The sequence below is a fragment of the Rhodococcus sp. IEGM 1379 genome, from assembly GCF_030056815.1.
Classification (GTDB): domain Bacteria; phylum Actinomycetota; class Actinomycetes; order Mycobacteriales; family Mycobacteriaceae; genus Rhodococcus_F.
In genome coordinates this window covers 17,310-42,562 of the sequence record NZ_JASHKR010000042.1, presented here as the reverse complement: position 1 = coordinate 42,562, position 25,253 = coordinate 17,310, and the positions used below count along the sequence as shown (strand labels likewise).

The following is a 25,253-nucleotide window of genomic DNA, read 5'->3' as shown; positions in this document are numbered from 1 at the left end:
CCCGGTTTCCGGCCGGCGGGGGTGGTGCGCACGGTGTGGTTGTCTCGGTCGGGGGCGTCGGGCGTACCGTTCGCTCCGAGACCAGGGTGGATTGCCACCGTGATGAGCGATTCTCTCGCTGCGCTACGGGATCATCCCGGTGCTGACGATCCGCGTACGCATAACCGTCAGCGGGCTCTCTCCCAGTGGTTGTCTCTAGAACCTGGGTGAGGCGCCGGCGTCGCCTAGGTGTGGGCGCACGGAGCGTCGGATCGAAGGGCTGCTCTCACCAGGCATTCATGGTGTCGAGGATCTGACCGCGAGCCATCCACAGTTCAGCCGACCAGTTTGCCCACGAATGGATCCCTGAGGGTGGAAAGCTGTACGTCGCCGGGATTCCCAGTGTGTTCAGACGCAGTTCGAATGAACGGGTATGAACCAACGCGAGTAGTTCCAGGCCCATTCCCGTCGCCGTGTTCCAGTACTCGATCGGCGCCGAGGGTTGCTCGTACGGACCCGGAATACCGTTGGATGCCGAAATGTACATCGGCAATCAGCGAAGCAACTCGGCATTGACGAAAGGATCGTTGCGAATCCAGCCAGATGACCATGGTGGACCTCACCTCGAGTCGACGTTGTATCGGCCGGCGTCGAGCCTCGCCAAGCGGATCGCTTCGCGCATCCCCGGCCCGGAGATGTTGATGTACCCGGACCATGAACCCGCGAACTTGAACTAATCGCGATGATGTCCCGCTAGGTTCAATGCGGCGCTGCCACCCATCGACAAGCCGACTATGGCATTGTTGTTCGGCGAAACACCCTACCAGGCAAGGGATTTGGGAAGTTCTTGCGTGAGGAACGTTTCCCATTTGTAGGTGATCGGCTGAGCATTGAAGTTTGACGGTGCGTACCAGTCAGTGTGGAAACTCGACTCTCCGCCCACCGGCATCACCAAAGTGATGTTGTCGTTTCGATACTGATCGAACGTATTGGTCTCGAAACTCCAAGCATTTCTGTCGTTTCTCGCACGGAGGCCGTCGAGGAGGTAGAGCGCGGCATTGCCACCCCGCGCCGCCCACTGCACCTGAACCTTGATACTTCCCATCGAAGACGGCACCCACAACTCGTCGTACCCACCCCACGGCGCCGAATGCGCCGGCGACGCAGCGCACACCGGATTAGCGGACGCCACGGTGGGCTCGAATGTGCCGCAGAGAAGGAGCGTCGACAACAACGCCGCGGCAATCACTCGTGCCCGTCGTGTATTGCGCTCGGACAACGTGTATTTGATTCTCTGCAAGATTGTCTTTCCCCGAATCGGCGTCTGCAGACTCGCCGCGGTAAGTGCATCGTCGGTTCTACTGTCGATATGTTTGTCTCTTCGTGGGGCCTGCAGCGTTACAAAGTCGAGGTCATCGCAGCATTATGAATTCTGATAATCCGGACGAATCAAATTGTTGCAAAACGTAATTCAGAAGATTCTCTGGCTTGCTCACCGGCCAGGTGAAAGGGCCGAGTGGGTTATGCGGAGGTGTTCGGGGCTTCCACAGACGTCACGGGGACGGCGAGAACTGTTTGCTGGGTGCGGCCTCGAAGGACTATCGAATCTGCGGTGACCCAATGAGTACGTTCGGATTCCGAGGCAGTGGCAAGTGCCCGACCAGATGCTGCCAAGTTGCCCGGAACATTCTTTGCCACTTCCGACAGGCGTGCCGCTTCGTTAACGGGATCACCGATTACGGTGTACTCGAATCGTTCACGCGCACCGACGTTTCCGGCTACTGCGACGCCTGAAGCGACGCCGATGCCGGCGCTGATCTCGGGGACCTCGGCGCACAGCCGAACTTGGATCTTCCGGGCGGCAGCGAGCGCGCAGCCGGCGTGATCGTCGATCCGAGTGGGCGCGCCGAAGACGGCCAGAGCCGCGTCACCCTCGAATTTGTTCACGAAACCACCGTGGGCGTCGACCTCGTCGACAATGACGTCGAAGAATCTGTTGAGCAGTGTGACGACGTCGGTGGGGGAGTTGGTGGCGGCGATCGTGGTGGAACCGATCACGTCGACAAAAAGGACTGATACGTCACGTTCCTCGCCGCCGAGTTCAGGGTTGCGTCGCATCGCGTTCGCGGCAACGTCGTACCCGACGTGACGTCCGAACAGATCACGGATCCGTTCGCGCTCGCGGAGCCCTTCGGCCATCCGATTGAAACCGGTTTGGAGCAAACCCAATTCGGTGCCGTCGTAGACGACTACCTGGGCGCTGAAGTCTCCACGTGTGACTTGCTCCATCCCTCGCCGGACGGATCGGATGGGTGCGGCAGCGGATCGAATGTTGATGTAGGTCAGCCCGAGCCCGACGCAGAGGGTGATGCCGCCGATTACCAGAATCGAGATCGCCAGATCTTGCCACTGTGGCGGGCGGATGTAGCTGAAGATTGCGACGATCATCAGGCCGGTGACGGGGACGCCGCTGCCGAGCACCCAAATCAGGATGGTCCGACCGGTGAGTCCGAGAACGGCAGACTTGCGTGGTGCACCGGATTCGAGGGCGCGGGCCGCGATGGGTCGCAGCGCGAACTCGCTGAGGAGATAGCAGAATGCACACGTCGTGATTCCGCTGAAAGCTATGGTGAACAACACTTTCGGAATGGTGTCGGCGTCGACGATTCCGTAGAGGGTCGTGAAAGTCGCGAGAGCAACCGTCCAGAGTACGAGTTGAACGCGGGTGAGACGCCACGGTCCACGCAGCGCAGCACGTTGGTTTTCCTCACTGGGAGGGGTGTCCTCTGTTGCCCATCGAAGATCATGCATGAGGCGTTTGGTACCCCAGAGCAGTCCGACGAGAAAAACGCACACGATGAAGACCGGAACGGCAATGAAGTTGATCAATGCGAACTCGGACCGCATGATGCTCGGGCCGGGGACAACGATTCCGATTAAAATGATGGCCAGACCGGCACCGATCAGGTTCGTGATCAGGAGTGGAGCGGTCAGGAGTAGTTGGACGCGAATCCGTCGTCGGAGGGGACTCTCGTCTGTGGATCCGAGCAACCACGACCCCAAGGGTGCGCTCGGGACATCGCTTCGCTGCATAGTGTGTCGAGAGTAGTCGAGGTGATCCCTTAGGGTGGTGCTGTGCGCTTAGTTATTGCTCGTTGCCGTGTTGATTACGTAGGTCGCTTGACCTCCCACCTCCCGACCGCCCGACGCCTGTTGTTGGTCAAGGCTGACGGTTCGGTGAGCATCCATGCCGATGACCGGGCGTACAAACCGCTCAACTGGATGAGTCCTCCCTGCTGGTTGGTCGAGACCACGGGGGACAGCGACGACATCTTGTGGATCGTCACCAACAAGGCCGGCGAGGAACTGCGGATCACCCTCGAGGAGATCGAGCATGACTCGTCGTACGAACTCGGTATCGATCCAGGATTGATCAAGGACGGCGTCGAAGCGCACCTGCAGGAACTTCTTGCCGAGCATGTCGAAACCCTCGGATCCGGTTACACCTTGGTGCGACGCGAGTACATGACGGCAATCGGCCCGGTCGACCTTCTTGTTCGTGATGCGGACGGTGCGTCGGTGGCCGTCGAGATCAAACGTCGCGGCGAGATCGACGGCGTCGAACAGTTGACGCGCTATCTGGAACTGCTCAACCGCGATCCGTTGCTCGCTCCGGTAACGGGAGTGTTTGCAGCGCAACAGATCAAGCCGCAAGCCAAGACACTTGCCAATGATCGCGGTATTCGTTGCCTGGTCCTCGACTACGAGGCGTTGCGAGGTACGGAAAGCACTGAGTTCCGGCTTTTCTGAGGCCGTTAGACTTCTCGTCATGCCGCGCCGCAAACCTATTCCGAAACAGACCCGTCGAACGGATAATCGACGTGGCCAGGATTCGGACGAGCCGAGGGGTGTTCTCTTCGGCGGATCAGTGGTTCGCGAAGAACCAGGTCCGGGCGGCGAATCATTCATGGTGCGGCCAATTCCCGGCGCCAACGCTACGAAGTTCTACCGGTGCCCTGGCTGTGACCATGACATCAGTCCCGGTGTTGCGCATGTCGTGACCTGGCCGTCGGAACCCGGTGGCGCGACGGAACGTCGGCACTGGCACACCGGATGCTGGTCAGGTCGCGGGACTCGCGGCCTGACCAGAAGGTGGTCCTGAAGTTCAGTTGCGGGACTGGGCTCGCTGCTCGACCGCACGGGTGTCGATCTCGGCAGTATTGGTTTCTTCCGCGTCGCCCCGGTCATCGAGTTCTTCGTCCGTCGAATCCGGCTCGTTGTATTCGTCTTCGTCGTAAGTAGGAGCGGCCGGTGCAGCCGGTGCCGAGGGAGCGTCGAGCAGTTCGCTCTCTCGATTGACCGAGGCTAGCATCGCCGGCACGGAATCGAGTTGACCGCGAATTCCGAGGAGTTGCGCGAGGATTCGGCCACGCAGAACTCGCAGTTCTTCGGCAAGTTCCTTGGCGTGCGCAATCTTTCGCTCGGACTGATCGGTTGCAGCCTGTAGTCGGCGCTGCGCTTCACGCGTGGCATCCGTCAAACGACGTTCCGCTTCGGCCTTGCTGGAAGCCTCGAGGTCGTTGACCGCGGCGACGACCTTCGCACGTCGTTCCGACATCGAAATATCGAAATCTTCACGGATCTGGGTGCGCTTCGCCTCGGATTCGGCGGCGAGCCGATCACGTTCTGCTTGCGCGGCCTCGACGATTCGCGCAGCCTCGGTTCGTGCTTGGAGCATGGTCTGCTCGTGCATCGTTTCCATGGCATTGCGACGGTCGTCGAGTTCCGCGATCAAGGTTTCGTAGTGGCTGCGCAACCGCACGCCGTCCTGCTCGGCGATCGAGGTCATCTCCGCTGCGTCGGCCTCGGCCTTGGCGCGAACCTCGGACGCCTCGTCGGATGCAAGACGGAGCATGCGGCTGATGCGGTCGCTCATGCCCTCCGCTGTGGTGGGCGGGACGGACAACCGGTCGACATCCTTGCGGAGGTCGTCGATGTCATCGCGGGCGTCATCCAACTGTTTTGCAAGGTCGCGGGCCTGCGACGCCGCAGCATCGCGGTCTGCCGCAGTGACCCGCAATTCGGCGTCGAACCGCTCGAAGTAGTTTCGTACCTCGTCGCGGTCGTATCCCTTCCGGGCGATCTGGAACGGAAGTTGGATGGAACCGCGGTCCTGCTCGTATGCCATGGCGATAATCTACCTGGCAGACGTGCAGGAGTTTGGGCTGCTAGTGATGCGCGGCCGGTTCGACCAGTTCGACGAGCACCCCGCCGGCGTCCTTGGGATGAATGAAGTTGATTCGTGAGTTGGCGGTGCCACGTCGCGGTGCGTCGTACAGCAACCGAACGCCGCGTGCGCGGAGCTCCTCGGAGATGGCTTCGATATCGGTGACGCGGTAAGCCAACTGCTGCAAACCGGGGCCACTGCGGTCGATGAACTTGGCGATGGTCGAGTTCTCGTCGAGGGGTGCGAGCAACTGGACGGCCGGTGAGCCGGCCGGTGCACCGATGACGGAGAGCATGGCTTCACGGACGCCCTGAGCTTCGTTGACTTCTTCGTGAGTGGAGACCATGCCCAGGTGCTGGGTGTACCAAGCGATTGCTACATCGAGATCCGGAACAGCAATTCCGACGTGGTCGATCGCTACGACGAGGTCGGAGGACAAAGGTGCAAGGGCAGGACTGGGGGACGTCTGTGTCATACCTTTCACGGTAGCGCTACCGTTTGAGTAGTACACGTCGGGATGTGACTTGACTCGTATGCCGCGTGCGCGTGATGCCTATGTCTCTTTTGTAGCCGGAGGAAATCGTGACCAGTTCTGTGATTGTTGCCGGAGCCCGTACCCCGATGGGTCGACTCATGGGTTCCTTGAAGGACCTTTCCGGGTCCGATCTGGGCGGAATCGCCATCAAGGGTGCGCTCGAGAAGTCAGGCGTTGCTCCCGAGCAGGTCGAGTACGTCATCATGGGTCAGGTTCTGACCGCAGGTGCCGGCCAGATGCCGGCCCGTCAGGCTGCCGTCGCAGCCGGAATCCCGATGAGTGTTCCGGCACTGAGCATCAACAAGGTGTGCCTCTCGGGTGTCGACGCCATCGCCCTGGCCGATCAGCTGATCCGCGCCGGTGAGTTCGAGGTCGTCGTCGCCGGTGGTCAGGAATCGATGAGCCGTGCACCGCACATGCTCGAGAAGAGCCGTGAAGGCTTCAAATACGGCGACGTCACGATGCGCGACCACATGGCCTACGACGGCCTGCACGACATCTTCACCGATCAGGCGATGGGTTTGTTGACCGAGCAGGTCAACCAGAAGGACGACAGCCACATCACCCGCGCGGAGCAGGACGCGTTTGCCGCGGCCTCACATCAGAACGCGGCTCGCGCGTGGAAGGACGGACTCTTCGACAACGAGGTTGTTCCGGTCTCGATCCCGCAGCGTAAGGGTGATCCCATTGTGTTCGCGCAGGACGAGGGCATCCGTGCCGATACGACGGCCGAATCGCTCGGCAAGCTGCGTCCCGCCTTCAGCAAGGACGGCACCATCACCGCGGGTTCGGCGTCGCCGATCTCCGACGGCGCTGCCGCTGTTGTCGTGATGAGCAAGGCCAAGGCCGAAGAACTCGGATTGACGTGGATCGCCGAAATCGGTGCCCACGGCGTTGTCGCCGGACCGGACTCCACGTTGCAGTCGCAGCCCGCGCGTGCCATCGCCAAGGCCTGCGAAAAGGAAGGCATCGACCCCAAGGACCTCGACCTCGTCGAGATCAACGAAGCCTTCGCAGCAGTCGGCATTGCGTCGACGCGTGAGCTCGGGCTCGATCCCGCCAAGGTGAATGTCAACGGCGGCGCAATTGCCGTCGGGCACCCGCTCGGAATGTCCGGTGCCCGTATTGCTCTGCACTTGGCACTGGAATTGCAGCGCCGCGGCGGCGGAATCGGTGCAGCCGCACTCTGTGGTGGTGGCGGACAGGGCGACGCACTGATCGTGCGCGTGCCGAAGGTCTAAATACACCTGACACTTCAGTTCTGCTCTGCGACGCCCCGTGGTTTTCCTCACACCACTACGGGGCGTCGTAGTGGTTCGGGCACAATGGGCCTCATGGCGAATATCTTTGACGTATCCACTCCGGCCAAGCGCTTCCGTCTGGTTGCCTGGTGGGAAGCTGTGACGTGGGCTGCCTTGTTGGTGGCGATGTTCTTCAAGTGGGTCCTCGGACACGAAGAAGCGATTCGCATCCCCGGCATGTTGCACGGAATCGCGGGATTCATGGTCTTCATCGTCATCGCTCTGCTGACTGCTTGGTCGCTCAAGTGGGACATCAAGACAACCATCCTGGCGCTGGTCTCCAGCGTCCCGCCTTTCGGGACCATCGTTTTCGAGCGCTGGGCGGTTCGGAACGGCAAGCTCGGCGAGCTGTCTACCGAGTTCGAAGCTGCACAAGGTACGGTCGCACGCGTTGATGCGAACCAGGCCTCTTCGTAGGTTCGGTCAACTCGTGACAAACTGGAACGCGTGACTCGACCAGGATCCAGGCCCCCCGCGCGTTCGTCAGCAGTAGCAGCCGCCATGAGCGGCGCAGTCGACTTATCCGCTCTCAAAGAGCGGGCGACGGCTCCACCCCCGCGTAAGCCCAGCGGCGATGGGGCCGTTTCTGCGCTCCCGGGGACTGTCATCGACGTAAACGAAGTGAATTTCGAGTCGGAAGTTCTGGTCAAGTCGAGCCAGGTCCCCGTGATCGTCAACCTCGGCGGTCGCGCCTACGAGCCGTCCGTCGTATTCACCGAGGTGCTGGAGCGCTTTGCTGCGGAAGCCGGTGGCCAGTGGATTCTGGCTAACGTCGACGTCGATGTGAGCCCGCAGATCGCACAGGCATTCGGCATCAAGTCGGTACCCACCGTTGTTGCCGTCGCGGCCGGTCAGCCTTTGGCCGATTTCGAAGGTGCGCAGCCCGAAGAACAGCTCAGTCAGTGGTTTGCCGCTGTTCTGCAAGCGACTGCGGGCAAGCTCAGCGGTCCGGTACCGGCCGCTGGTGACGCGGACGAGCCTGAGGTCGAGGATCCTCGGTTCGTTGCTGCTGAAACGGCACTCGACGCGGGTGATCTTGATGGTGCGATTGCGGCATACCAGGTCATCCTCGACGACGAGCCCACCAATGCCGAAGCGCTCAACGCGGTTCGTCAAGTGAAGTTCATGGCTCGCGTCGAGAACACGGATCCCGATTCTGTCGCCGCCGCCGATGCAGATCCGTCGAATCTCGAACTGCAGTTCGCCGCCGCAGACAGGGAGATGTACGCGCAGAAACCGGAGACAGCTTTTGCTCGTCTCATCGGTGTTGTCGCGCGCACGGCAGGCGACGACAAGGCCGCAGCCCGGACTCGCCTTCTGGAACTGTTCGAGCTGTTCGATCCCGCCGAGCCGATGGTGATGGCAGCGCGTCGCAAGCTGGCTGCAGCCCTCTACTGAGTCTGGCCGCTAAGTACAACTGCGATAGCCGCTACTCCGTACAAAATGTCGTAGGCGTCCTACGGCCGCTACTCCGTATAGCGGCTATCGCACGCAACCTGACCACCGAGCACACCGGTACGGAAAGCGTCGACACGCGCAAAGCCGCTCGGGACGGTGTCGCCGTTGACGTCACTGGCTGCGAGACCGTCGGTGAGTAGGCCGGAGACAGCTTCGTCGAGGTCTCCGGGTGACAGCGTGACCTGAGCTCCCGATGTTGCGGCATTGGTGGGGCTCAGGGCCGCAGTGATCACTCCGGACAGGCAGGCGGCGCGCAATGCAGTCTGCGGGGTGTCGAGTGACTGGCCGCGTTCCTTCTGCATCGCAAGGGTGTACCTCGACGCGAGCAAAACATACGCGTTGTAGTCGCCGGTGATGGTGGTCGGCATCAACTCGCGTCGGCCGACCCGTCCGGGAGTTCCGCGATCCGCCAACTCGTCGACGCTGATTCCAATGGTGTTGGTGGCGGGGCAGAAGGAGACCGGCTCGGTGGTCTTGGCATCCGTGCAGTCGGTGTCCGCGCCGTCGAAGGTCACAGTCGGAGGATTTTGCAGTTCGAAGATCGACTGAAAAGTCTTCAAGAACTCCTGAAGTGTGGCTGTGGTGACGGGAAGCTCACCGGACTCGCTCTGTTCGCTGAACTGTTGCGGGAGATCCGCGCGCCGGGATTCGATTTCGGCGTCGTCCATCTTGGCGCACGCACCGGGACCGTCGGTGAATCCGATTTGGGTTGCGGTTACCCGCTCGAATGCGGACCCGTGGTGTGAATCGGGGTCGTTCGGGTCGTCGTCGCGGATGGCTACGGCAGAAGCGAGGACCTTGTTCAGTCCGTCGGAGGTATTCATCGTGAAGTGAGTTGCTTTGTCTTCGGCGACATGACGGAGGAAGGCACCGCCGAAGCAGTCGGCTTGTTGCTCACGCACTAGAGCCGCGTCGGATCCGCCTTCGACAATGCCGGCTTTTCGTTGAATGGCGTGGCCGTACTCATGGGCGAAAATGAATGCGACAGCAACGTCGCCGAACTTTTCCTGAACCTCAGGCAAGAGAAGTTCCCGATCCCAGCCGATGGTGTGATCGAGACTGCAATATCCGGCGTTGATGAGATCTTTGGTGGACTCTTCGCAGAATTCCGGACCACCGGGCTTGGTGGGATCCCACGAGATCAGTGTGTCGACAGGTTGGAACGGCTCGTTGAACAGTGCCGGATACTGGGTTTTCCAAAACGTCTCGATGTCGGTAATGGCGTTGGCTGCAAGCGCGTCGATCGGGCCACCGTCCGTTCCGACGATGTCACGTTCGGCGTCGGGTGCCCCGGGGCGGAGTCCACTGGGACCCGACGATGCGTCGAGACCGGCCACTCGAAAGGGGTCGTGATAAATCGAGACCGCGTGACCGGTCGAGCCCTGCGAACAGCTGACAAGCAAGGCGGCAGTTGCCATCAATGACGAAGTGACTATTACTGCTCGCCGGCCAAACATCAACGCTCCAGACTGATCCATATCGCGCCGTTGGCGGGGAGGGCGACCGATGCTGACGCCGGCCGACCGTGCCACGACTGCGACGTCGCTGTGACCGCACCGAGGTTCCCCACACCGGAGCCGCCGTAGGACTCGGCATCGGTGTTGAGGATTTCGACCCATCGGCCGGGCTCAGGTAGCCCGACGCGGTAGCTCGAATGTTCGCTGCCCGAGAAGTTGAACAAGCACGCGACAATCGAACCGTCAGTACCGTAACGCAGAAAACTCAGGACGTTGTTCTCGGTGTCGTTGGCGTCGATCCAGGAGTAGCCTCCGGGCGATGTATCGAGTGTCCACATTGCCGGATGTTGTCGGTAGGCGGAGTTGAGGTCGCTGACGAGCTGAGTGACACCGCGGTGGAGGGTGCCGGTGTGCGCGTCGTCGAGTTGCCACCAGTCGAGGCCTCGCTCCTCCGACCACTCCGCGGTTTGGCCGAATTCCTGACCCATGAACAGAAGTTGCTTACCCGGGTGTGCCCACATGTAGGCGAGCAGTGAACGGAGGCCAGCGGCCTTGGCGAAATCGTCGCCGGGCATACGAGTCCACAAGGTGCCCTTGCCGTGCACGACTTCGTCATGGCTGACGGGGAGTAGATAGTTCTCACTCCACGCATACATCAGCGAGAATGTGATCTCGTGGTGGTGGTAGGTCCGATGTACCGGGTCGTGGCCGAGGAAGCCGAGGGTGTCGTGCATCCACCCCATGTTCCATTTCATGTTGAACCCGAGCCCGCCGACATTGGTCGCGCGCGTGACTCCCGGCCACGCGGTCGATTCCTCGGCGATGGTGACGACTCCGCGATGGTTCTTGTGGACCGTTGCATTCATTTCCTGAAGGAACGCAACGGCTTCGAGGTTCTCACGACCACCATGAATGTTGGGTGTCCAGCCGCCGACAGGCCGTGAGTAGTCGAGGTACAACATGGACGCGACGGCGTCGACGCGCAGGCCGTCGATGTGGAATTCCTCGAGCCAGAACAATGCATTCGCGACGAGGAAATTACGGACTTCCCGACGGCCGAAATCGAAAACGTATGTTCCCCAGTCGAGTTGCTCCCCTCGTTGAGGGTCGGCGTGTTCGTAGAGTGGCGTGCCGTCGAAACGGGCCAGGGCCCAGTCGTCCTTGGGGAAGTGTGCGGGAACCCAGTCGACCAGTACGCCGATCCCGGCGGCGTGCAGACGGTCGACGAACCAGCGGAAGTCGTCGGGTGTCCCGAATCGAGCGGTCGGGGCGTAGTACGACGTCACCTGATATCCCCAGGAACCGCCGTAAGGATGCTCGGCGACGGGCAGCAATTCGACGTGTGTGAATCCGGTCTGGGTTACGTACTGCGCGAGTTGCTCGGCCATCTGCCGATAGTCGAGGCCGGGACGCCACGAACCGAGGTGCACCTCGTACACGCTCATCGGTGATTGTGCTGGGTCGACACCCGCTCGGGCGTCGAGCCAGTCCTGATCTTCCCAGACGTACGAACTCGTCGTGACCCGCGACGCCGTCGCCGGCGGTACTTCGGTTCCGAAGGCCATGGGGTCGGCTTTGTCCTTCACAGACCCGTCATGTCCGTGAACGCGAAACTTGTACAGTTCTCCGGCTGCGATCTCGGGTAGGAACAGTTCCCATACTCCCGTCGACCCGAGAACGCGCATGGGAGCGAATTGTCCACCCCAGCCGTCGAAGTCGCCGATAACGGTGACGCCGCGGGCGGCCGGAGCCCACACGGCAAACGATGTTCCCGTGACAGTTCCGTCGGGTGTTTCGTAGGTGCGGGGGTGCGCGCCGAGGACGTCCCAGAGGCGTTCGTGTCGACCTTCGCCGAACAGGTGGAGATCGAGATCGCCGAGAGTGGGCAGGAATCGGTACGGATCGGCCACGACGACGGTATGTCCGCCGGGGTACGTGACCGAGTACCGGTAGTCGATCAGTTCCGCGTAGGGGACCAGTGCTGCGAAAACCCCACCCGAAATATGTTGGAGTGGATATGTTTTCCCGCCGATGACGGCGCTGACGGCGTCGGCGTGTGGACGAAGTGCCCGCAGAACTGTGCCGCCCGCGTGGGGGTGCGCTCCGAGGAAGCTGTGCGGATCGTGGTGTTCACCGCGGGCCAGAAGATCCAGATCGTGGGCGGCCGGCGCGATTCCGGCGGGCAATTTGTCGGCGGCCATCAATTTCCTCCGCGGTATGCCAACGACGTTCTGGCAGAGTAGGGAACAGGCGGTAGTGCGAGGATGTGCGCAACGGCCCGCCAGGGCTCGAGGCGGACGAAATTGGCTTGCCCCCAGTGGTATTGCTCGCCGGTCACTTCGTCGAGAACTGTCATCTGGTCCTGCCATTCGCGCCCGAGTGCCGGCATGTCCAGCCACACCGTGCCGTCTTCGGCGGCATAGGGATTGAGGTTGACGATCGTGAGAACGGCATCGCCGGTGATCGGATCGAACTTCGAATACGCGATCAGTGCGTCGTTGTCGATGTGGTGAAAGTGCAGGTTGCGCAACTGCTGCAAGGCGGGGTGGGCGCGGCGAATGCGATTGAGTGCGGTGATCCACGGCTCGAGCGATTCACCCCGCGCTGCGGCTTCGGCGAATCGACGCGGACGAAGTTCGTACTTCTCCGAGTCCAGGTATTCTTCGCTACCCGGCCGGACTGCTTGGTGCTCGAAGAGCTCGTACCCCGAGTAGACGCCCCACGTCGGTGCCAGGGTTGCAGCGAGAGCTGCTCGGAGCGCGAACATTCCGGGTCCGCCGTGTTGGAGCGACTCGTGCAGGATATCGGGAGTATTGACAAAGAGGTTGGGCCTGGCCTCGTCGGCTTTTGCGGCCAGCTCGTTTCCGAACTCCGTCAATTCCCACTTCGCAACGCGCCACGTGAAGTACGTGTACGACTGCGTGAAACCTCGTCGGGCAAGGCCGTACATCCGGGCCGGCCGGGTGAATGCCTCGGCAAGGAAGAGGACATCGGGGTCGGACTTCTTGACCTCCGAGATGAGCGTCTCCCAGAAATTGGGCGGCTTGGTATGGGGGTTGTCGACCCGAAAGATCTTGACCCCGGCCTTGATCCAGTGTCGGACGACGCGCAGAATTTCCTTGTCCAGGCCGTCGGGGTCGATGTCGAAGTTGATCGGATAGATATCCTGGTACTTCTTGGGCGGGTTCTCCGCGTAGGCGATGGTGCCGTCCGGGAGCACTGTGAACCACTCGGGATGCTTTGCGGCCCAGGGGTGATCGGGGGCGCATTGGAGAGCGAGGTCGAGTGCCACTTCGAGGTCGAGCTTGCGGGCCTGCGCCACAAATGCTTTGAAATCCTCGAGGGTGCCGAGCTCGGGGTGGACCGCGTCGTGCCCGCCCTCGGCAGATCCGATGGCCCACGGAGAACCGACGTCGCCGGGCTGTGTGGTGAGAGAGTTGTTGCGGCCCTTGCGGTTGATCTCGCCGATCGGGTGAATCGGAGGAAGGTAGACGACGTCGAAACCCATTGCGGCAATGCGTGGAAGATCTTCTGCGGAAGTCTTGAACGTCCCGTGCTTCGGAATTCCGTCCTCGTCCCAGCCGCCGGTGGAGCGCGGGAAGAACTCGTACCACGATCCGAACAAGGCCCGATGGCGGTCCACGAGAACGGGATGCGACTCGCCCTTGGTCACCAATTCTCGGAGTGGATTGGCGCGGAGCAATTCCGTGACGTCCGAGGCAAATGCGGGCGCGACCCGGGCGGTCAGGGTCTGATCGCTGCGCAGCGATGCCGTCACCGCCTCCAGCCTCGAGCGATTGGCCCGGGGAAGTTCCTGGGCGGCTCGTTCGAAGAGTCGAGCACCGATTTCGAGATCGTTGGCAAGTTCTGCCGGTCCCTGTCCTACGGACAATTTGGCTTCGACGGCATGCTTCCAGGTTGCGACAGGATCGCTCCAAGCCTCGATCCGAAATGTCCAGAGTCCGTCTACGGAAGGGACAAACACGGCGTCGACAGTGTCTGGCTCACCGCCGGGATCCATCGTGATTCGCAACAATTTGGTTCCGCGAGGACCCCGTACGACGAGGGTCGCGGCGACGGCGTCGTGGCCCTCTCGCCAGACCGTCGCATGTACGGGAATCACTTCACCGACTACAGCCTTGGCTGGATAGTTACCCGAGATCGCGGGTATCGCGTCGTCGATACCGAGGCGTCCTGTCACGGGAAGCTCCATTTCTGATGGTGGAGTGTTACTGGTGTTGCCGAGTTCAACCGTAGTGGGTGTACCGGCATGTCGTCGCTTCCAGCGGTCACGGTGCTTGTAAGGACACAGCCCGTCCAACTCGACTAGGGTTCGCGGGGTGAAAGCCTTGCGTCGGTTCACTGTCCGAGCCCACCTGCCGGAGCGCCTTGCCGCGCTCGGCCCCCTGTCCACCAACTTGCGTTGGTCCTGGCATCCCGAGACACAGGATTTGTTCTCGCGCCTCGACCCGCGACTCTGGCAAGCGGTTCAGTTCGATCCCGTTCGAATGCTGGGTGAAGTGGACCCGGCGCGACTCGACGAACTGAGTGGCGACGCCGATTTCCTTCGTGACCTCGACACTGCGGCAGCTGATCTCGACAGTTACCTGAGCACTCCGCGCTGGTACCAGGCGCAGCAGGCCAAGGGAGTTTCGCTGGCCGGTGGAATTGCGTATTTCTCGATGGAGTTCGGCGTCAGCGAAGTCCTGCCCAACTATTCCGGTGGTCTCGGCATTCTGGCCGGCGACCATCTCAAGGCTGCGTCGGATCTCGGACTGCCGCTGATCGGTGTCGGTCTGCTCTATCGGTCCGGGTATTTCCGTCAGTCCTTGACGGCGGACGGGTGGCAGGCCGAGCACTACCCGCCTCATGATCCTCAGGGTTTGCCGCTTCGTTTGCTGACCGACGCCGGCCCGACATCAGGTGACGGGTCTCCGGTCATCATTCACGTCGCGATGCCGGGCGGGCGGGTGCTGCGGTCGCGGGTGTGGATCGCCCAGGTAGGCCGTGTGCCGCTGCTGCTTCTCGATTCCGATATTGCGGAGAACGACGCAGAACTTCGGGGCGTCACCGATCGTCTGTACGGCGGCGATCAGGACCACCGCATCAAGCAGGAGATCCTGGCCGGTATCGGCGGCGTGCGTGCGGTTCGGGCGTACACCGCGGCATACGGATTGCCGGATCCCGAGGTCTTTCATATGAACGAGGGCCACGCCGGGTTCCTCGGTATCGAACGAATCCGTGAACTTGTCACCGCCAGTGGTCTCGACTTCGATTCCGCATTGGCGGCGGTGCGCGCCGCCACTGTCTTTACTACGCACACTCCCGTGCCTGCTGGGATCGACCGCTTTCCCGCCGATCTGGTTCGCCATTACTTCGGCGGTAGCAACGGCGAGAACGAATCGACGCTGCTACCCGGGCTGACGGTCGATCGCATCGTGGGTATGGGCCGGGAATCGGACCCGTCGATCTTCAATATGGCGCACATGGGGCTTCGTCTGGGCCAGCGGGCCAACGGTGTCTCCCAATTGCACGGCATCGTCAGCCGCGACATGTTCAACGGACTCTGGCCAGGATTCGACGCCGATGAGGTTCCGATCGGCTCGGTGACAAATGGCGTCCATGCACCGACCTGGGCGGCACCGGAGTGGATGGACGTCGCGAGACGGATCGTCGGACAGGAACAACTCGAAGAGGCTCGCGGCTGGGAGCGTCTGCAGGAGCTTTCGTCAACCGAATTGTGGAGCACGCGTAATGCGTTGCGCGGCAAGTTGGTCGACGAGGTACGTCGACGCGTCCGGGCGTCGTGGATCGAGCGCGGCGCTACCGAAGCCGAACTTGGTTGGGTCGGTGGAGTTTTTGATCCCAACGTGTTGACGGTCGGATTTGCACGGCGTGTGCCGACCTACAAGCGTCTGACGCTGATGCTGCGTGATCCTGATCGTCTGCGCGCGATGCTGCTCGACGAGAAGCGTCCCGTGCAGTTGGTGGTGGCCGGTAAATCGCATCCCGCCGACGATGGTGGCAAGGCGCTCATCCAGCAGGTTGTTCGTTTTGCGGACGAGGCAGACGTGCGTCACCGCATCGTGTTCCTGCCGGATTACGACATGTCGATGGCCCGCTACCTTTACTGGGGTTGCGATGTGTGGCTGAACAATCCGCTGCGCCCGCTCGAAGCGTGCGGAACGTCGGGCATGAAGTCCGCCCTCAATGGCGGACTCAACCTGTCGATCCGCGACGGGTGGTGGGACGAGATGTATGACGGCGAGAACGGCTGGGCAATACCGACCGCCGACGGAGTTCTGGACGACGTTCGCCGAGACGACCTCGAAGCCAGCGCACTCTACGAACTGCTCGAACATGCAGTCCTGCCTACGTTCTACGATCGTGACACCCAGGATCTCCCGACGCGTTGGGTCGAGAAGGTCCGGCACACGCTCGAGAATCTGGGGCCGAAGGTATTGGCATCACGCATGGTTCGCGATTACGCGGTTCAGTACTACGCCCCGTCGGCGGAATCTGCGAGGGCTGTGGTGGCCGACAATTTTGCCGGGGCCCGCGAGGTTGCGGAATTCCGTCGACGGATCGAATCGCAGTGGCCGTCGGTGAGTATCGAGCAGGTTGACGGATCCGGATTGCCGGACACCCCGGAGATCGGCGCGACCATCTCGCTGAAGGCAAAGGTTCGTCTCGGTGGCTTGTCGGTCTCGGACGTCGAGGTACAGGCTGTGATCGGTCGGGTCAGTCCCGGGGAGGAACTCACCGACGTTGTGACGTTCCCGATGACACATTTCGGTTCCGAGGACGGTACCGAAATATTCGAAGCTGAAGTAGCGCTTCCGGTTTCGGGTTCCGTCGGCTACACCGTGAGGGTTCTCCCGCATCACCGGTTGCTGGTGAATGCTTCCGAGTTTGGACTGGTGACGACGCCAGCGGGGTAGCCGAGCGAAATCTGGGAGGATGTCGGAATAGCGATCACGATTCGAAAGTCCGACTCCTCCCACCGTGCGGCCATTCGCGCGCTGATGCAGGCGTCGACAGGTGAGCACCTGATGGCCCAGCAGCGGGCTGAGCGGGGATTCGCCCAGGGCGCAATGGACGAGGAGACGATTGCGCGTTTCCAGGCTGTACCCGGGGTATTTGTCGCGGAGGAGACGGCGCGCTGGCCGACTTTGCGATGACCTGGGAGCCCGGACTGGTGAACGCCGGCCCGGCCAAGGCGACTGTCGCGGCGGTGACCGCCGTCGTGCAGGAGGGGACTCGATGGTTCATGTACGGGCCGGTTGCAGTCGACGAGAACTTCCAAGGGCGCGGCGTGCTGAGCAAGCTCCTGACCGGGCTCTCGACTGTGCACTTGGCTAGCTATGACCTCGGTGCATTGTTCGTGGAGGCCGCGAACCAGAAATCACTTGCAGTGCACCGGCACTACGGTATGGCAGAACTGGCGCGGTTCACTCTGGGCGAGCGTGAGTACGTGGTCTTCACCTTCGAGCCGGCTATGTTCGCGGGGCGGGCTTAGCGTCGCTTGCAGAACTAGGTCAAGAGCGCGAATCGCGGATACGCGTAAGCGCCTTGCGGACAACCTCCGGCTTGGTCGTCTCCCAGAACGGAGGCAACGACGCCCGCAGGTATCCCGCATAGCGAGCCGTCGCGAGACGCGGATCGAGTACGGCCACAACACCTTTGTCGTCGACACTGCGGAGCAGTCGACCCACGCCCTGGGCCAGGAGCAGTGCCGCATGATTGGCGGAGACACTGAGAAAGCCGTTGCCGCCGTGGGACTCGATGGCTTGCTGACGGGCCATCAGTAGTGGGTCGTCGGGGCGCGGGAAGGGGATGCGGTCCAGGATGACCAGGCTCAGTGACGGGCCGGGTACGTCGACGCCCTGCCACAGGGACAGCGTGCCGAACAGTGACGTCGCTTCATCTTTGGCAAATGCCTTCACGAGAGTGCCGGTGGAGTCGTCGCCCTGGCACAGGATCGGGGTGTCGAGTCGCTCACGCATCGCTTCGGACGCAGCTTTTGCGGCCCGCATCGAGGAGAACAGTCCGAGGGTGCGCCCACCCGCAGCTTCGACGAGTTCGGCGATCTCGTCGAGGTAAACCGGAGCCAAGCCGTCGCGTCCGGGCGTCGGGAGGTGCCGGGCGATGTAGATGATTCCGGCCTTGGCGTGGTCGAACGGTGAACCGACATCGAGGGAGTTCCAGCGGAAAGCTGAAGCGTCCGAGGGTGCTTCGGTGCCGACGGCGGTCCCGGAGTCGGGGCGAACCGACGACTGTGAGGGAAGGCCCCAGTTGACGGCGAGTCCGTCGAACGAGCCGCCGACTGTGAGTGTCGCCGACGTCAAGACCACCGTGGACTCGGCGAACAAGCGCTGGCGGAGTAGGCCGCCCACCGAGAGGGGAGCCATCCGGACCGATCGGCGGACATTGCCCCGGAACTCGTCGGAGGACAGCCAGACAACGTCTTTACGTTTGGCCGGATCGGGTTCGTCGAAGGCTGTGAGGACGCGGACGGCGCTGTCGTGAATATCGTCCACCGAAGAGAGGGCTGCATTGCGGGCAGCAGCGGCTTCGGGATCAGCGGCCATCATGCCGGGCTTGGCCGGACCGATGGCAGTGCGAAGCGACCAGGCTGCATCGCGGATTGCGGCCAGTGCCGGAGCGGCGCCGTCGGGCAGCGACTCCCAGCGCCCGGGGCGAAGCTCCTCGAGGAGTCCGGCCCAGCCTTCGCCGGCAGCTTCGAGGCGATCGGCATCCTGTTCCTCGACGATCTTTCCGCAACGACGCGCGGCAGCACTGATTGCCGATGCCGTGAGTTCAGCTGTCGCGACGCCTGTGACGCGGTCGACCAATTCGTGGGCCTCGTCGATGACGACGACATCATGTTCGGGCAGGATCTGAATGCCGGTGATGGCGTCGATGGCGAGCAGTGCGTGGTTGGTGACCACGACATCGGCCTTGGAGGCTTCGGCACGGGCGCGTTCGGCAAAGCAGTCTTCGCCCACCGGGCACTGGTTCTTTCCGATGCACTCGCGGGACGTCACACTGACCTGTCGCCAGGCCTGATCGGAGACACCAGGAACCAGTTCGTCGCGGTCACCGGTGTCGGTGTCGGAGGACCACTCGGTGAGGCGAACCACTTCACGGCCCAGACGGGAGACGGTGAACGGATCGAACAATTCGTCCTCGGGTGGCTGCTCGGAAGCTCCGGTGTGAATTTTGTTCATGCAGAGGTAGTTGTTGCGGCCCTTGAGAATTGCGAACTCGGCGCGTCGTCCGAGCGGCTTCTTGAGGGCGTCGGCAAGGCGGGGGAGATCACGATCCACCAACTGCCGCTGCAGCGCGATGGTGGCCGTCGAGACAACGACGGTGCGCCCGGACTCGACGGCGTGACGCAGGCTCGGCACAAGGTAAGCCAGTGACTTACCCGTGCCCGTGCCGGCCTGGACGGCCAGATGCTCGCCAGTATCGATCGAATGCGCTACCGCCGACGCCATAGTGAGCTGGCTGGTCCGCTCGGCGCCGCCCAGAGACTGCACCGCCGCTCGGAGCAGTTCGGGGACATTCGGAAGTTGATCGGCCACCCAAGCAGGTTAGTGGATCCCTACGTCAGAAATTCCGACGCTGTGGGAAGGAGCATTCTCGTCGCGGCCTGTGAGCTGCACTCCGGCGGCCTGCATCTGCGTTATCGCGGCCTCGACCGTGGCGGTTGCTACACCGGCGGTCAGGGGAAGGAGCACTGTGGTGCCGAAGCCGGCGCGCACCGAATCGAGTGCGGTGGCCTTCACACAATGATCTGTCGCGATACCGATGACGTCGACGTCGGTGATGTCGTGGGCGCGCAACCACTGCTCCAACGTGGTGCCGTCCTCGGCAAAACCTTCGAACCCCGAGTAAGCCGCGCTGTAGGCGCCCTTGGAGAACACGGCAGAACCCGCCACCGTCGCATCGAACGCGGGGTGGAACTCTGCGCCGTCGGTACCCACCACGCAGTGCGCAGGCCACGTGTCGACGTAATCGGGATCCTCGGAGAAATGAGCGCCCGGATCGATGTGGAAATCCCTGGTCGCGGCGACGGCGTCGTACTCGTGAGAGCCGACAAAATCGTTGATCGCAGCGGCAACCGCAGCGCCGCCGTCGACTGCGAGTGTCCCGCCTTCACAGAAATCGTTCTGCACGTCGACGACGATCAATGCACGCGCAGACATCACTGACCCCCGACAAATCGGACGGGTACCGCGGAGTCTCCGCGAGAGAGCTTCAAACCCTCCCACGGGAGGCTGACGAGTCCGGCCTTCACGACCGCTCGACTGTCTTCGAGGGTCGGAACTCCGTCGACGGTCTTGCCACCGCGGACAAGCGGAATCATCAGTTCCGTAGCGCCCTCGGCAGCGGACACGGGAGGCGGAGCGTCGGCGGGGTAGATGACTTCTTCGATGATCGTTCCGGTCGGACGGGCGACGCGCAGGGCCTTCTTTGCTCCGCCACGCGACGCCTTGTTGGTGCTGCGCTTCTCGACGGGGATTCCCTCGACCTCGACGAGCTTGTAGACCATGCCCGCAGTGGGAGCGCCCGAGCCGACAACGAGGGAGGTGCCGACGCCGTAGACGTCGACGGGTTCGGCGCGCAGGGCAGCGATGGCGTACTCGTCGAGATCACCCGAGACGACGATGCGGGTTGTGGTAGCACCGAGGTCGTCGAGTTGGCGACGTACTTGACGGGTGATCACTCCGAGGTCGCCGGAGTCGATGCGCACTCCGCCGAGTTCGGTGCCGGCAACGGCGATAGCGGTCTTCACGCCTTCGGTGATGTCGTAGGTATCGACCAGCAGGGTGGTCGAGACACCGAGCGCATTGACCTGAGCACGGAAGGCCGCGGCCTCGTCGGTTCCGTTCTCGGTGGTGTGCAGGAGGGTGAACGCGTGCGCGCTGGTGCCGGCGCCGGGAACGCCATGGCGGCGGACGGCCTCGAGGTTGGAGGTGGCGTCGAACCCGGCCAGGTAGGCGGCGCGGGACGCTGCGACGGCAGCCTGCTCATGGGTGCGCCGTGAACCCATCTCTATCATCCGGCGATTGTCGGCGGCACTGACCATGCGTGCCGCTGCCGACGCGATGGCGCTGTCGTGGTTGAGGATCGAGAGGATCAGTGTTTCGAGCAATACGCATTCCGCAAACGTTCCGCGGACCGAGAGAATAGGCGAGCCGGGGAAGTAGAAGTCGCCTTCGCGGTAGCCGTCGATGTCTCCCGAGAATCGGTAGTTGCGCAGCCACTCGACCGTCGCGTCGTCCAGGAACTTCGAGACGATCGCCAGTTCGGGTTCACCGAAGCGGAAATGCTCCAGCGCGTCGAGGACACGCTCGGTACCGGCAACGACACCGTAGCGGCGACCGTCGGGGAGTCTGCGGGCAAAAACCTCGAAGCTGGAGGTACGGAATGCAGATCCGTCGGCAAGCGCGGCCGAGAGCATGGTGAGCTCGTACTGGTCGGTGAGCAATGCGGTACTCGCATCAGTGTCACGGATGTCGGAATTTTGCGTAGGCACGCACACAACTCTAAGCGGGAGAGTGCATGGGTGGGTGTTGTCACCCGGTATCGCGTCGTACCCTGGAGACATGGTTTCCGGCGGCGCAACAGTTCCCACGACCGCCTCGGCGCGCGTCTCGATGAAGGGTGCGACGGTGTCTTCACCGCGTGCGGTGCCCGAGCAGTCGGAGGCTGTCGCGACTATCGAAGCCGTCGATCGCCCCTGGGTGACCATTGTCTGGGACGATCCGGTCAATCTGATGCACTACGTCGCTTATATTTTTCAGAAGCTGTTCGGATACAGCAAGGCCAAGGCCAACGATCTGATGATGAAGGTCCATTCGGAGGGCAAGGCCGTCGTTTCCAGTGGTTCACGCGACAAGATGGAAGCCGATGTTAGGCGCCTGCACGCGGCTGGTCTCTGGGCCACGATGCAACGCGAAGACACGTAAATCTCGTTTACCTTCAATAAATCTCGACCCGATGACAGAGGGGAGTCCGACGCGTGCGGACGTGGAGCAGGAAGAATTCACTTTCCGGAGTGAAGTTCAGATCCGAGATGGACGCTCACGAAGCAGCGGTCCTTCGTTCGCTGGTCGAGTCGGTGATCGGACTGTTGGACGAACGCGAATCGTCGGCTCCGCAGGACGAGCTTGCCGCGCTCACCGGACTGCGAACCGGTAATTCGGAGACTCCGGATAATCCGGTGCTGGCAAGGTTGCTCCCCGATTTTCATCGGACAGACCCCGACAAGGTCTCGCCCGATCCCGATGATCTCGACGACGCCGGCGCCAACGTCAACGGCGCGTTGCGGAGTTTGCACGAGCCCGAGATCATCGACGCCAAGAAAGCGTCGGGTCGGGTGTTGTTGGCTTCGCTCCCTGAAAGCGGCGGCAAGATCTTGTTGACGCAGGAACAAGCTGATGCGTGGTTGTCGGCGCTCAACGATGTACGCCTGGCTCTCGGAACCAATCTGGGGATCGACGCGGATACGCCGGAAAGCTTGGATCCGGACGACCCCCGGGCGCCTCATCTGGACGTGTATCACTGGTTGACGTGGATGCAGGACTCGCTCGTTCAGGCGCTCATGCCGTGACCGCGACGACCATCGGCCCCACGGATTCATTGACCGACGTCGTCGGGATCTCGGTTGGTCATCATCACCGGCTCGATGACAATGCAACTCTGGGAACCGGTTCCGCGACGGGCTGCACGGTGATCCTTGCGCCGGCGGGAGTGGTTGCGGGAGTTGATGTTCGCGGCGGCGGACCCGGAACCCGGGAAACGGATCTGCTGGATCCGAGCCATTCGGTTCAGCAAGTCAACGCGGTGTTGCTGACCGGCGGAAGTGCCTACGGTTTGGCGGCCGCCGACGGCGTGATGCGGTGGCTCGAAGAACACGGCCACGGAATCGCGATGGGTGCACCGGGTCAAGTGGTTCCCATCGTCCCGGGTGCTGTGATCTTCGATCTTCCGGTGGGGGACTGGACGATTCGGCCCGACTCCGATTTCGGCTTCCTGGCCGCGGATAGGGCGTCGAAGGAATGTGCGACCGGCACGGTGGGCGCCGGTGTCGGGGCTCGCGCCGGCGCGATCAAAGGTGGAGTCGGCACTGCCAGCGTAATGATTGCCGACGGACCAGCTCAGGGGACAACGGTCTCGGCGCTGATCGTCGCGAACCCGGTGGGGTCGGTGTTCGATCCGCGAACCGGCTTGCCGTGGGGCGTGGGATCCGACGGTGCCGAGTCTTTCGGACTGCGTCTGCCGGTGCCGTCCGAACTTGATGCCGCGAATGCCGTCGCGGCCAAGGGGACAGTTCTCAACACCACCATCGGGGTTGTGGCAACGGACGCGGCGCTGACAAAAGCCGGTTGCCGACGCGTCGCAGTCGCCGGACACGATGGTTTGGCACGGGCAATCCGGCCGGCCCACTCACCACTCGACGGTGACACGATTTTTGCCCTCGCGACCGGAACACACGTCCCGGAATTCGAGATCGCGGTACCGGCAGCTTTTCCGGCGGATCTGCCCGTCCTCGACGCGGTGTGCGCGGCTGCCGCTCAGGTTGTGGAACGGGCGATCGTCAAGGCAATTCTGGACGCGACCTCGGTTGCGGGCATTCCCAGCTATCGAGACTTGTTCCCGTCCGCGTTCGTCTAGTTCCTCCGTACGCTCCACGCCCGCGACGGTAATCTCGAGGTAGACACAACTACCGTGAGGACGCCCGAGATGACGATGGATTTCAACGGTTCTGGTTTCGGTTCACCAGTGCCGGTTCCGGCACCGAAACCACCGTCGGTGTGGAAGCAGTCGGCAGTGCTGATCGGCGGATTTGTCCTGGCGTTGTATGTCATCGAAGTTGCGGACGCCATTTCCGGGCAGCACATCCAAAATGCCGGAGTCACACCTCGCACGTTGGACGGACTGTGGGGCATTCTCTTTGCGCCGGTGCTTCACGACGACTGGGCGCATCTGATTGCGAACACAATTCCGGTGCTGATTCTCGGCTATCTCGTACTCGTCTCGGGGATTTCCCGGGGGCTGGAGGCAACCGGGATCATCTGGGTTGTCGGTGGCGTCGGAACGTGGCTCTTTGCCGGGGCAAATTCGAATCACGTCGGGGCATCCGTACTCATCTTCGGTTGGGTCACGTATCTCTTGGTTCGAGGATTCTTCACACGAAGTTTCACTCAGATTCTGATCGGGGTTGTTGTCTTCGTGATCTATGGCGGAGTCCTGTGGGGCGTGCTCCCCAGCGATCCGCAGGTTTCGTGGCAGGGGCACCTATTCGGCGCGATCGGCGGCGTGGTGGCTGCCTGGGCACTTGCGTCGGGTGATCGGACCAAGCGGGCAGGCGCTGTAACTTCGGCCTGACCAGGCACTTTCGATACGGACGTGGGTCACACCCGTCGGCGGGTGTGACTTCGACTCGCAAAAACGGACGGGAGCTTTTTTGTTCGTGGGTAGACGTGGCAGCATGACCCGTATGCGCATGACCGTCCTGGGGTGTTCCGGCAGCGTCTCGGGGCCGGATTCACCGGCTTCGGGCTACTTGCTCACGGCGCCGGGTACCCCGCCGCTCGTCATAGATTTCGGCCCCGGAGTACTGGGTGCTCTGCAGCGTTACGCAGACCCCGGCGAGGCGACGATCCTGCTCTCGCATCTGCACGCCGATCATTGTCTCGACATGCCGAGCCTGCTCGTGTGGCGTCGCTACCATCCCAATCGCCCCGAAGGTCGCGCACTGGTTTACGGCCCGAGTGACACCGCCTGCCGGATCGGGACGTCGTCCGCAGAATGTGCCGGAGAAATCGATGACATCTCCGACACCATCGACTTGAAATTGTGGACCGACAACGAGCCCGTCACCTTCGGCGAACTGACCGTAGTTCCGAGTCGGATGAACCATCCGCCCGAGGCCTACGGATTCCGAGTCACAGACGTTGCCGGGAAGGTACTCGTCTACACCGGAGACACCGGTATGTGCGACAACGTCGTCGAGCTTGCCCGAGGTGCCGACGTGTTGCTGTCCGAGGCGTCGTGGACGGACAGTCCTGATCGACCCGAGGGCATTCATCTGTCGGGCAAGGAAGCCGGCCGTGTCGCCGCCCTGGCCGGCGTGAAGGAACTGCTCCTGACACACATCCCGCCGTGGACGTCCCGCGAGGACGTCATCGCCGAAGCGAAATCCGAATTCTCGGGACCGGTACACGCGGTCTCCGCGGGAAGTGTGTACGACATCTGACAGCTCACCTGAGCGGGACGCTAGG

The 25,253-nt window shown here is 62.3% G+C and carries 22 protein-coding genes and 1 pseudogene; 13 read left to right on the top strand and 10 right to left on the bottom strand.

Annotated elements, in window-relative coordinates:
• Positions 1-265 precede the first annotated feature (265 nt).
• Together QM600_RS19890 and QM600_RS19885 are read right to left on the bottom strand one after the other, a co-directional pair.
• Positions 266-1,258: pseudogene (locus QM600_RS19890) on the bottom strand (alpha/beta hydrolase).
• Positions 1,259-1,500: 242 nt separating this feature from the next.
• On the bottom strand, positions 1,501-3,072 hold the full coding sequence (locus QM600_RS19885; protein WP_283263285.1) for an adenylate/guanylate cyclase domain-containing protein: 1,572 nt from the start codon (positions 3,070-3,072) through the stop codon (positions 1,501-1,503).
• A 42-nt stretch (positions 3,073-3,114) separates the two neighbouring features.
• Between QM600_RS19885 and nucS the strand changes: the two genes are divergently transcribed.
• Both nucS and QM600_RS19875 read left to right on the top strand, forming a co-directional pair.
• Complete coding sequence (gene nucS, locus QM600_RS19880; RefSeq protein WP_283263284.1) at positions 3,115-3,789, top strand: endonuclease NucS; 675 nt, start codon at positions 3,115-3,117, stop codon at positions 3,787-3,789.
• Positions 3,790-3,808: 19 nt separating this feature from the next.
• Positions 3,809-4,141 carry an Rv1322 family protein gene (locus QM600_RS19875; protein WP_283263282.1) on the top strand — a complete coding sequence of 111 codons (333 nt, stop codon included), beginning with the start codon at positions 3,809-3,811 and terminating at the stop codon, positions 4,139-4,141.
• Positions 4,142-4,144: 3 nt separating this feature from the next.
• Here QM600_RS19875 and QM600_RS19870 read toward each other — a convergent pair whose 3' ends face one another.
• On the bottom strand, positions 4,145-5,167 hold the full coding sequence (locus tag QM600_RS19870) for a hypothetical protein (RefSeq protein ID WP_283263280.1): 1,023 nt from the start codon (positions 5,165-5,167) through the stop codon (positions 4,145-4,147).
• A 40-nt stretch (positions 5,168-5,207) separates the two neighbouring features.
• Positions 5,208-5,681: a methylmalonyl-CoA epimerase gene (gene mce / locus QM600_RS19865; protein WP_243618989.1), complete on the bottom strand. Its 474-nt coding sequence runs from the start codon at positions 5,679-5,681 to the stop codon at positions 5,208-5,210.
• A 107-nt stretch (positions 5,682-5,788) separates the two neighbouring features.
• Here mce and QM600_RS19860 point away from each other — a divergent pair, with 107 nt between their 5' ends.
• The 3 genes from QM600_RS19860 (at position 5,789) to QM600_RS19850 (ending at position 8,440) form a co-directional block, all read left to right on the top strand.
• Positions 5,789-6,982, top strand: a complete 1,194-nt coding sequence (locus QM600_RS19860; RefSeq protein WP_283263279.1) for an acetyl-CoA C-acetyltransferase — start codon at positions 5,789-5,791, stop codon at positions 6,980-6,982.
• 93 nt (positions 6,983-7,075) lie between these two features.
• The gene (locus tag QM600_RS19855) at positions 7,076-7,459 is read left to right on the top strand and encodes a DUF3817 domain-containing protein (RefSeq protein ID WP_283263277.1); all 384 of its coding nucleotides are present in this window, start codon (positions 7,076-7,078) and stop codon (positions 7,457-7,459) included.
• Between the two features lie 84 nt (positions 7,460-7,543).
• Positions 7,544-8,440, top strand: a complete 897-nt coding sequence (locus tag QM600_RS19850) for a tetratricopeptide repeat protein (RefSeq protein ID WP_283263275.1) — start codon at positions 7,544-7,546, stop codon at positions 8,438-8,440.
• Between the two features lie 68 nt (positions 8,441-8,508).
• Here QM600_RS19850 and QM600_RS19845 read toward each other — a convergent pair whose 3' ends face one another.
• The 3 genes from QM600_RS19845 to QM600_RS19835 are packed head-to-tail and all read right to left on the bottom strand — an operon-like array spanning position 8,509 to position 14,158.
• Positions 8,509-9,957 (bottom strand): neutral zinc metallopeptidase, encoded by a 1,449-nt coding sequence (locus QM600_RS19845; RefSeq protein WP_283263273.1) that lies wholly within the window; start codon positions 9,955-9,957, stop codon positions 8,509-8,511.
• The gene (gene glgB / locus QM600_RS19840) at positions 9,957-12,158 is read right to left on the bottom strand and encodes a 1,4-alpha-glucan branching protein GlgB (protein ID WP_283263271.1); all 2,202 of its coding nucleotides are present in this window, start codon (positions 12,156-12,158) and stop codon (positions 9,957-9,959) included. The genes QM600_RS19845 and glgB overlap by 1 nt, the downstream gene beginning before the upstream one ends.
• The gene (locus QM600_RS19835) at positions 12,158-14,158 is read right to left on the bottom strand and encodes an alpha-1,4-glucan--maltose-1-phosphate maltosyltransferase (RefSeq protein ID WP_283263269.1); all 2,001 of its coding nucleotides are present in this window, start codon (positions 14,156-14,158) and stop codon (positions 12,158-12,160) included. The genes glgB and QM600_RS19835 overlap by 1 nt, the downstream gene beginning before the upstream one ends.
• A gap of 139 nt (positions 14,159-14,297) precedes the next feature.
• Between QM600_RS19835 and glgP the strand changes: the two genes are divergently transcribed.
• From glgP to QM600_RS19820, 3 genes are all read left to right on the top strand, one after another.
• Positions 14,298-16,898 (top strand): alpha-glucan family phosphorylase, encoded by a 2,601-nt coding sequence (gene glgP, locus QM600_RS19830; protein WP_283263267.1) that lies wholly within the window; start codon positions 14,298-14,300, stop codon positions 16,896-16,898.
• A 111-nt stretch (positions 16,899-17,009) separates the two neighbouring features.
• On the top strand, positions 17,010-17,138 hold the full coding sequence (locus QM600_RS19825) for a hypothetical protein (RefSeq protein ID WP_283263266.1): 129 nt from the start codon (positions 17,010-17,012) through the stop codon (positions 17,136-17,138).
• Entirely contained in the window at positions 17,135-17,476 is a 342-nt protein-coding gene (locus QM600_RS19820; protein WP_283263264.1) for a GNAT family N-acetyltransferase, read from the top strand. The genes QM600_RS19825 and QM600_RS19820 overlap by 4 nt, the downstream gene beginning before the upstream one ends.
• 19 nt (positions 17,477-17,495) lie before the next feature.
• On the opposite strand, the gene QM600_RS19815 is transcribed toward QM600_RS19820, so the two are convergent.
• Genes QM600_RS19815 through QM600_RS19805 form a run of 3 tightly spaced genes read right to left on the bottom strand, consistent with a single transcriptional unit; the run spans position 17,496 to position 21,502 of the window.
• Positions 17,496-19,544 (bottom strand): ATP-dependent DNA helicase, encoded by a 2,049-nt coding sequence (locus QM600_RS19815; RefSeq protein WP_283263262.1) that lies wholly within the window; start codon positions 19,542-19,544, stop codon positions 17,496-17,498.
• 9 nt (positions 19,545-19,553) lie between these two features.
• Positions 19,554-20,168, bottom strand: a complete 615-nt coding sequence (locus tag QM600_RS19810; RefSeq protein WP_283263260.1) for an isochorismatase family protein — start codon at positions 20,166-20,168, stop codon at positions 19,554-19,556.
• The gene (locus QM600_RS19805) at positions 20,168-21,502 is read right to left on the bottom strand and encodes a nicotinate phosphoribosyltransferase (protein WP_283263258.1); all 1,335 of its coding nucleotides are present in this window, start codon (positions 21,500-21,502) and stop codon (positions 20,168-20,170) included. The genes QM600_RS19810 and QM600_RS19805 overlap by 1 nt, the downstream gene beginning before the upstream one ends.
• A 121-nt stretch (positions 21,503-21,623) precedes the next feature.
• Here QM600_RS19805 and clpS point away from each other — a divergent pair, with 121 nt between their 5' ends.
• The 5 genes from clpS to QM600_RS19780 all read left to right on the top strand — a co-directional run bounded on the left by clpS (position 21,624) and on the right by QM600_RS19780 (position 25,228).
• Entirely contained in the window at positions 21,624-21,935 is a 312-nt protein-coding gene (gene clpS / locus QM600_RS19800; protein WP_243619220.1) for an ATP-dependent Clp protease adapter ClpS, read from the top strand.
• A 53-nt stretch (positions 21,936-21,988) separates the two neighbouring features.
• Positions 21,989-22,579, top strand: coding sequence for an oxidative stress transcriptional regulator AosR (gene aosR / locus QM600_RS19795; protein WP_283263256.1), 591 nt, complete (start codon positions 21,989-21,991; stop codon positions 22,577-22,579).
• Positions 22,576-23,643 (top strand): P1 family peptidase, encoded by a 1,068-nt coding sequence (locus QM600_RS19790; protein ID WP_283263255.1) that lies wholly within the window; start codon positions 22,576-22,578, stop codon positions 23,641-23,643. Before aosR ends, QM600_RS19790 begins: the two co-directional genes overlap by 4 nt.
• 69 nt (positions 23,644-23,712) lie before the next feature.
• On the top strand, positions 23,713-24,357 hold the full coding sequence (locus QM600_RS19785) for a rhomboid family intramembrane serine protease (protein WP_283263254.1): 645 nt from the start codon (positions 23,713-23,715) through the stop codon (positions 24,355-24,357).
• 112 nt (positions 24,358-24,469) lie between these two features.
• The gene (locus tag QM600_RS19780; protein WP_283263287.1) at positions 24,470-25,228 is read left to right on the top strand and encodes a cyclic nucleotide-degrading phosphodiesterase; all 759 of its coding nucleotides are present in this window, start codon (positions 24,470-24,472) and stop codon (positions 25,226-25,228) included.
• Positions 25,229-25,253 lie beyond the last annotated feature (25 nt).

What these genes read in the sequence shown, in the direction of transcription:
- QM600_RS19885 (WP_283263285.1), bottom strand. Translation starts at nt 3,072, where the DNA reads ATGCAGCGAAGCGATGTCCCGAGCGCACCCTTGGGGTCGTGGTTGCTC.
- QM600_RS19875 (WP_283263282.1), top strand. Translation starts at nt 3,809, where the DNA reads ATGCCGCGCCGCAAACCTATTCCGAAACAGACCCGTCGAACGGATAAT.
- QM600_RS19870 (WP_283263280.1), bottom strand. Translation starts at nt 5,167, where the DNA reads ATGGCATACGAGCAGGACCGCGGTTCCATCCAACTTCCGTTCCAGATC.
- mce (WP_243618989.1), bottom strand. Translation starts at nt 5,681, where the DNA reads ATGACACAGACGTCCCCCAGTCCTGCCCTTGCACCTTTGTCCTCCGAC.
- QM600_RS19855 (WP_283263277.1), top strand. Translation starts at nt 7,076, where the DNA reads ATGGCGAATATCTTTGACGTATCCACTCCGGCCAAGCGCTTCCGTCTG.
- QM600_RS19850 (WP_283263275.1), top strand. Translation starts at nt 7,544, where the DNA reads ATGAGCGGCGCAGTCGACTTATCCGCTCTCAAAGAGCGGGCGACGGCT.
- QM600_RS19845 (WP_283263273.1), bottom strand. Translation starts at nt 9,957, where the DNA reads ATGTTTGGCCGGCGAGCAGTAATAGTCACTTCGTCATTGATGGCAACT.
- glgB (WP_283263271.1), bottom strand. Translation starts at nt 12,158, where the DNA reads ATGGCCGCCGACAAATTGCCCGCCGGAATCGCGCCGGCCGCCCACGAT.
- QM600_RS19825 (WP_283263266.1), top strand. Translation starts at nt 17,010, where the DNA reads ATGGCCCAGCAGCGGGCTGAGCGGGGATTCGCCCAGGGCGCAATGGAC.
- QM600_RS19820 (WP_283263264.1), top strand. Translation starts at nt 17,135, where the DNA reads ATGACCTGGGAGCCCGGACTGGTGAACGCCGGCCCGGCCAAGGCGACT.
- QM600_RS19810 (WP_283263260.1), bottom strand. Translation starts at nt 20,168, where the DNA reads ATGTCTGCGCGTGCATTGATCGTCGTCGACGTGCAGAACGATTTCTGT.
- clpS (WP_243619220.1), top strand. Translation starts at nt 21,624, where the DNA reads ATGAAGGGTGCGACGGTGTCTTCACCGCGTGCGGTGCCCGAGCAGTCG.
- QM600_RS19785 (WP_283263254.1), top strand. Translation starts at nt 23,713, where the DNA reads ATGACGATGGATTTCAACGGTTCTGGTTTCGGTTCACCAGTGCCGGTT.
- QM600_RS19780 (WP_283263287.1), top strand. Translation starts at nt 24,470, where the DNA reads ATGCGCATGACCGTCCTGGGGTGTTCCGGCAGCGTCTCGGGGCCGGAT.